Source organism: Thermoanaerobaculia bacterium, assembly GCA_035717485.1.
Lineage (GTDB): Bacteria > Acidobacteriota > Thermoanaerobaculia > UBA5066 > DATFVB01 > DATFVB01.
Genome location: DASTIQ010000180.1, coordinates 1 through 6,088, shown reverse-complemented (window position 1 = coordinate 6,088; position 6,088 = coordinate 1). Strand labels below are relative to the sequence as shown.

6 protein-coding genes are annotated in these 6,088 nt (G+C 69.1%); 2 read left to right on the top strand and 4 right to left on the bottom strand.

What is annotated here, in order from left to right; genetic code table 11:
- Together VFS34_09625 and VFS34_09620 are read right to left on the bottom strand one after the other, a co-directional pair.
- A partial coding sequence (locus VFS34_09625; GenBank protein ID HET9794709.1) for a PilT/PilU family type 4a pilus ATPase occupies window positions 1-795 on the bottom strand: 795 nt, incomplete at its 3' end.
- Window positions 792-3,272 (bottom strand): PilT/PilU family type 4a pilus ATPase, encoded by a 2,481-nt coding sequence (locus VFS34_09620; GenBank protein ID HET9794708.1) that lies wholly within the window; start codon window positions 3,270-3,272, stop codon window positions 792-794. The genes VFS34_09625 and VFS34_09620, both read right to left, overlap by 4 nt.
- 45 nt (window positions 3,273-3,317) lie before the next feature.
- On the opposite strand from VFS34_09620, the gene VFS34_09615 reads away from it, so the two are divergent.
- Both VFS34_09615 and VFS34_09610 read left to right on the top strand, forming a co-directional pair.
- On the top strand, window positions 3,318-4,259 hold the full coding sequence (locus tag VFS34_09615) for an FxLYD domain-containing protein (GenBank protein HET9794707.1): 942 nt from the start codon (window positions 3,318-3,320) through the stop codon (window positions 4,257-4,259).
- Between the two features lie 4 nt (window positions 4,260-4,263).
- Window positions 4,264-4,749 (top strand): histidine phosphatase family protein, encoded by a 486-nt coding sequence (locus tag VFS34_09610; protein ID HET9794706.1) that lies wholly within the window; start codon window positions 4,264-4,266, stop codon window positions 4,747-4,749.
- 281 nt (window positions 4,750-5,030) lie between these two features.
- On the opposite strand, the gene VFS34_09605 is transcribed toward VFS34_09610, so the two are convergent.
- Both VFS34_09605 and VFS34_09600 read right to left on the bottom strand, forming a co-directional pair.
- The gene (locus tag VFS34_09605) at window positions 5,031-5,405 is read right to left on the bottom strand and encodes a hotdog domain-containing protein (protein ID HET9794705.1); all 375 of its coding nucleotides are present in this window, start codon (window positions 5,403-5,405) and stop codon (window positions 5,031-5,033) included.
- The coding region (locus tag VFS34_09600; protein HET9794704.1) for an ATP-grasp domain-containing protein at window positions 5,402-6,088 on the bottom strand (687 nt) is incomplete at its 5' end. The genes VFS34_09600 and VFS34_09605, both read right to left, overlap by 4 nt.

The following is a 6,088-nucleotide window of genomic DNA, read 5'->3' as shown; positions in this document are numbered from 1 at the left end:
CGCGAGCACGACGCGCACCTGGTCCTGCTCTTCGTTCGGGAAAGCGTCGATGATGCGGTTGACGACCTTCGAGGCGGAGTTCGTGTGGAGCGTCGCGAAGACGAGGAGTCCCGTTTCGGCCGCGGTCAGCGCCATCCGGATCGTCTCGACGTCCCGCATCTCGCCGATGAGGAGGGCGTCGGGATCCTCGCGGAGAGCGGCCTTCACGCCGCTCGCGAAATCGGGGACGTCCTGGCCGATCTCCCGCTGCGTGAAGATCGCCTTGTCGTTGGAGTAGACGAATTCGACCGGATCCTCGATCGTGACGACGTGCCGCGCGTGCCGCCGGTTGATCCGGTCGAGGAGCGCCGCGAGGGTCGTCGATTTCCCGGAGCCGGTCGGCCCGGTCACGAGGATCAACCCGCGGGACGCCGCGGCGAGGTCGGCGATCGCGGTCGGAAGGTTCAGCTCCTCGACCGTCGGAACCTTCGGCGGAATCAGGCGGAAGAGCGCCGCCGATCCGCGCTCCTGCTTGAAGAGGTTCGTCCGGAAGCGCGCCTGGTTTCCCATCTGGTACGCGAAATCGACGTCGCCGACGAGCTGATAGCGGGACCAGAGGTCCGGCGGCGTGATCGCCGACAGCATGTTGTAGTAGTCGCCCTCGCCGATCACCCGGTAGCGGACCCTTTCGAGCTCGCCGTCGATCCGGATGATCGGCGGCTCCCCGACGGTCAGATGGAGGTCCGAGCCGCCGCGTTTCATCAGGATCGACAGGAACCGGTCGATCTGGCTGTAGTTGAACGAGACGCTGCTCATGCGCCCGATCCCTCGCTCTCGAGGAACGGCTCGAAGAGGTCCTTCCGGAGCGCGCGGTCGTAAGCGGCGCGCGGGTCCGCTTTCCCGTCCTGTACGAGCTTGAGCAGAGCGGTGTCCATCGTCTGCATCCCGGCGCCCGAGCCGGTCTGGATCGCCGATGCGATCTGGAAGGTCTTCGCGTCCCGGATGAGCCCGGCGATGTTCGGCGTGTTGCGGAGGATCTCGAAGGCGGCGACGCGTCCGCGCCCGTCGCGGCGCGGCACGAGGTGCTGCGAGATGACCGCGCGAAGAGAGTCCGAGAGCATCTGGCGGATCTGCCCCTGCTGTCCCGCCGGGAACGCGTCGATCACCCGGTCGACCGTTCCCGCGGCGGTCGCCGTGTGGAGCGTGCCGAAGACGAGGTGCCCCGTCTCCGAGGCGGTGATCGCGAGCGAGATCGTTTCGATGTCCCGCATCTCGCCGACCATGATCACGTCGGGATCCTCGCGGAGCGCCTGCCGCAGCGCTTTCGCGAACGAGGCGGTGTGCGTTCCGACCTCCCGCTGGTTGATGAGCGACTCGCGGCTCCGGTGGACGTACTCGATCGGGTCTTCGACCGTGAGGATGTGGGAGTTCTCGATCTGGTTGATCCGGTCGACGAATGCCGCGAGCGTCGTCGTCTTGCCGCAGCCGGCCGGGCCCGTCACGAGCACGAGCCCCTGCGTGTATTCGGTCAGCTCCCAGAGCGAGCGCGGGACGCCGAGCTCGTCGAGCGTCGGAACCTCCGGAGGAATGAGGCGGAAGACCGCGTCGAGTCCCTTGCGCTGGTAGAAGATGTTCGTCCGGAAACGGCCGAGCGCCCCCGCCTTGTAGCAGAAGTCGAGCGTCCGGGTCTCCGCGAGCGTCGCCCGCTGGGTCTCCGAAAGGATCGGGTGCAGCATCCGCTCGACGTCTTCTTCCGACAGCGGCGCGAGCGGAAGCGGGGTCATCGTGCCGTGGACCCGCAGGTGCGGGATCGCGTTGACGGCGAGATGCAGGTCCGACGCCTCGAGCGCGCGGGCGTGCCGCATCAGATCGGCGAGCGTCACCTCCGAAAGGCCGGCCAGATCCACCGGCTCGAAGGCCGCGGCGATCTCGGTGGAAGCCCCGACGCTTTCCCCGCGGAGCGCGCGGAGCAGCCGAACCGCCTTCTCGCGCACGACCGGTTCCGGGTCGACGCCCGCGATGTTCTGGAGGAGCGCCGGGACCCTCGAGTCCGGGATCTTGGAGAAGGCCTCGAGGATCTCGAGGCGCAGATCCATGGCCGCCTTCTTGTAGGCCGTCAGCAGCCCCGGAAGCGCCTTCGGGCTGGCCCACCGGCCGAGCGCCGCCGCCGCCGTGATGTCCGATTCGCGGTCCTCGAGCATTTCGACAAGCGGCTGGAGCCCTCGCTCGTCCTTGATCTCGGCGAGCGCCTCGCTCGCGCGGTGGCGAAGCCACCAGTCCGGCTGCTTCAGGAGCCGGACGCAGAGCGGGACGACTTCGGGCGACCGGAGGGTGACCGCGATCGACGCCGCGAGGTTCGCCGCATCGTGGTCGGGGTCGTCGGCGCGTTCCGCGAGGGCCGCGAGAAACGGCCCGCCGAGCTCCTGAAAGACCGTGATCGCGCGGTCGCGCGGCGGCCCGTAGACGTTCTTGAACGACGCGATGAACGCTTCGACGACCGCCTTCGGCTCCTGCTGCCGCACGATCCCGATCGCGTTCTCGCGCACGCGCGGGTTGGGATCGGAAATCAGCGGCATGACCCGCGACTGCCACGCGCGCGCTCCCGCGGAGACGATCGGCCCGATCGCTTTGGCGACCGCCTGCTGGACCCGCGCGGACGAGTCGGACGAGGCCTTCAGCAGCGCCGGGAAGATCTGATCGGAGGGGAACCGCGCGAGAATCGACGCGGACCGGAAGCGGACCTCCTCGTCCTCGTCGGAGATCCCCTGGACGGCGAGGGGGACCGCCTGGGGAGTGCCGATCGTTTCGGCGGCGGCGATCGCGCGCCGGCGGACCGCCACGGCCGACGCCGAGAGGGCCGGGACGAGCGAAGCGAGGAACCGCGGCTGCTGGTTCTCGCGGATCCACTCGAGGACCGTCGATGCCACCGCCGCGCGGGGGTCGCCCGCCATCGACGCGGCGCGCTCCGGGGAGAGATCGCCGCCGAGGAGCTGGACCGCCGCGTCGAAGGTCTTTCGCCGCTGGGATTCCGGCTGTGAAGCGAGCGCGGTCAGGAGAACTTCGACCGCCGCGTCGGGCGGCATCGCCTTGACGATGGCGGCCCCCGTCGTGCGGACGGAAGGATCGGAATCGACGAGAAAGAACGCGACGTCTTCCGACGGAATCCCGCGAACCGACGCGATCCGGCGGAGCCAGTCGTCGCGCTCCGCGGGGGTTTTCCACTGCTTCTGGCGGAGCCGGTCGACCAGGGCGCGATTCTCTTCCGAGAGAGAGGACTTGGACCGGGTCAGCATTGAGGAAAGTATACGGTGTAAAATCCCGGAAGGAGATCCTTCGCCATGATCAGAAAGCTCCCCGTTCTCCTGCTCTCTCTGCTTTGCGCGGCCGCGGCGCTCTCCGCGAACGAAATCGTCGTTCTCAAGGGAGGCAAGTCCCTCGAGCTCGCCAAACCGTACGTGCTGCGGGGTTCGCAGGCGGTGATGACGCTCAAGGACGGAACGGTCGTCGCCGTCGCCGCCGCCGACATCGACCTCGCGGCAACGCGGGCCGCGCGCCGGCCGCCCAAGGCCGCCGCGGAAGCGCCGGTCGCCGCGACGACCCCGGTCGAGGCGGCGAAAGCGCAGCAGAAGAATCCGAAAGCGAAAGTCAAGATCGGCGACGAGGACGTGAGCCACACGATCGAGGGGGCCGACACCGAGGAGGCCGCTCCCGAGGATGCCGCGGCCGCCGATACCGCGGGCGGAGATGCGAAGCTCGAGGTCGTCGACTTCGATCAGCGGCCTTCCGGCAACGCCGTCGCGGTCAAGGGAACGCTCCGGAATTCCGGGAAGGTGCCCGCGTCCAACGTCGCGCTCTCGATCGCGGCGATGGACGACGCGGGAAAGGTCGTCGCCAGCGCGATGGCGAGCGTCTCGGCGGGCTCGCTCGACGCGGGCGCGGCCGCGACGTTCACCGCGAACCTTCCGATGACCGCGAAAGCGGCGACGCTGCGATTCACTCCGCGGTGGTCGAGCCCCGCCCCCGCGCCGCGGCCGGACACGTCGGGCACGGCCGCCACCGGGACGGCCGTGTCGCCCGCCGGCACGGCGACCGCGGCTCCGGCTCCGAAGACGGCGCCTCCGCAGGCTCCCGAAAAGAAGGAGCCGACGTACAAGCCGCAGCCCGACTGGGCGCCTCCCGCCGCGAATGCTCCGCTGGTGCCCACGGACAGCGGCTACATTCCCGGAGTCCACGAAGAGACGCCTCCGCCTCCTCCCCCGCCCCCACCGCCGTCCGTCTGACGGCATGAATCTCTATCTCCTCCGGCACGGGGACGCCGAAGACTCGGCCAAATCGGGCAAGGATGCCGATCGCGCGCTCTCCGAACGCGGGCGGGAAGTGATGGAAGTCGTCGCGGTCGCGTTTTCGCGGGTCGCGAAAGCGCAGGCGATCTGGCACAGCCCGCTCCGACGCGCGAAGGAAACCGCGGAATTCATCGCGGCCCGATTTCCGAAAGCCTCGCTGGCCGCCACGCCCGCTCTGGCGCCGGACGCGGATCCGCGAAAGGTCCTCGTGGAGCTGGCGCGCGACCGATGGGATGACGTCGTCCTCGTGGGGCACATGCCGCACCTGGGCCTTCTTCTCGGGCTCGCGGTCACGGGCCGGGAAGACGTCGACGTGCCGATCAAGAAGGCGGCGATCGCGCGGGTCTCGTTCGGCGGCAGCCACCCCTCGCCTCCCGGCGATCTGAAGTGGGTCCTGTCGCCGTCGCTCGCCCAGAAAATTCGATAGGTTATCCGCCACCTCTCCCCGTGCGGGAGAGGTCGAACGCCGCAGGCAAGGGTGAGGGGTGATTCCAGGGGTCCGGAACACCCTCACCTGCCTCGCTCGAGCTCACGCTCGACCCCTCACCCGGCCGCCGTTGGCGGCCACCCTCTCCCAACGGGAGAGGTCGCGCCGATGCGTCGCTCCGCGACGTGGCCTCGTTCCGCCCCGCGGCCTGTCCCATCGAGGCAGAGGCGAGTCGGAGCCCGGACTGTCCGGCGAACGCGTTGGTTGGTGCCGCGAATGGATTACCGCGGAATGACGCGGGGTTTGCGGTCCGCTCCGAGATTGACGTAGGTGACTTCCGCCTCCGTCACCTTGGCCTCGACGTCCGGGTCGTTTCCGCGATTGGCGACGACGTCGACGCGGACCGTGATCGAGGTGCTCCCGATCCGGAGGAGCTCGGTGTAGAAGGAGACGAGGTCGCCGACGTACACGGGCTCGTGGAAGACGATCTCCCGCATGGCGACGGTGACGAGGAATTCCGTCCGGTGCTTCTTCGCTTCGACCGCGCCGGCTTGGTCGATGTAGGAAAGGATCACCCCGCCGAAGATCGTTCCGTGCGCGTTCGTGTCCTTCGGCATGAGGACGACCCGGATCGCGGGTTCGCGGTTGCCGGTCACGACGTTCGCCTCGCCGCGCCGTGAAGGACGCGGGTCTCCCCGGAAGCCGCCGGGCGCTCCGCGTTCCCCGAGAGCACCGCCCGAGCCCGGAGCACCTTCTCCCGCGCTTCCTCCGCCGTGGCCGCGGCCGCCGTCAGATGGCCCATCTTCCGCCCGGGCCGGGCGGCGTTCTTCCCGTAGAGATGGAGCTTGACGTCGGGAATGGCGCAGACCGCTTCCCAGTCCGGCTCGCCCTCCGCCCACAGATCGCCGAGGAGGTTCGCCATCGCGGCCGGTCGAACGTATTCCGAAGAGCCGAGCGCCAGCCCGCAGACCGCGCGGAGCTGCTGCTCGAACTGGCTCGTCACGCACGCGTCGATCGTCAGATGCCCCGAGTTGTGCGGACGCGGCGCCAGCTCGTTGACGAGGAGCCGCCCGCCGCGATCGACGAAGAACTCGATGCAGATGACGCCGACGACGTCGAGCCGCTCCGCGATCGCGCGTCCGATCCGGATCGCCTCGTCGGCGACCCGCTTCTCGACCGCGGCGGGCGCGCGCGAAACGTCGAGAATGTGATTCCGATGCTCGTTCTCGATCGCCCCGAAGTCGGAAACCGTTCCGTCGAGCGCCCGCGCGACGACGACCGAGATCTCGGTCTCGAAGCTCACGAAGCGCTCGAGGATCGATTCCACCCGGCCGAAGGA

Bases quoted from the DNA above. Each gene is read 5' to 3' on its own strand.
- VFS34_09610 (HET9794706.1), top strand. From the start codon at position 4,264: ATGAATCTCTATCTCCTCCGGCACGGGGACGCCGAAGACTCGGCCAAA.
- VFS34_09615 (HET9794707.1), top strand. From the start codon at position 3,318: ATGATCAGAAAGCTCCCCGTTCTCCTGCTCTCTCTGCTTTGCGCGGCC.
- VFS34_09620 (HET9794708.1), bottom strand. From the start codon at position 3,272: ATGCTGACCCGGTCCAAGTCCTCTCTCTCGGAAGAGAATCGCGCCCTG.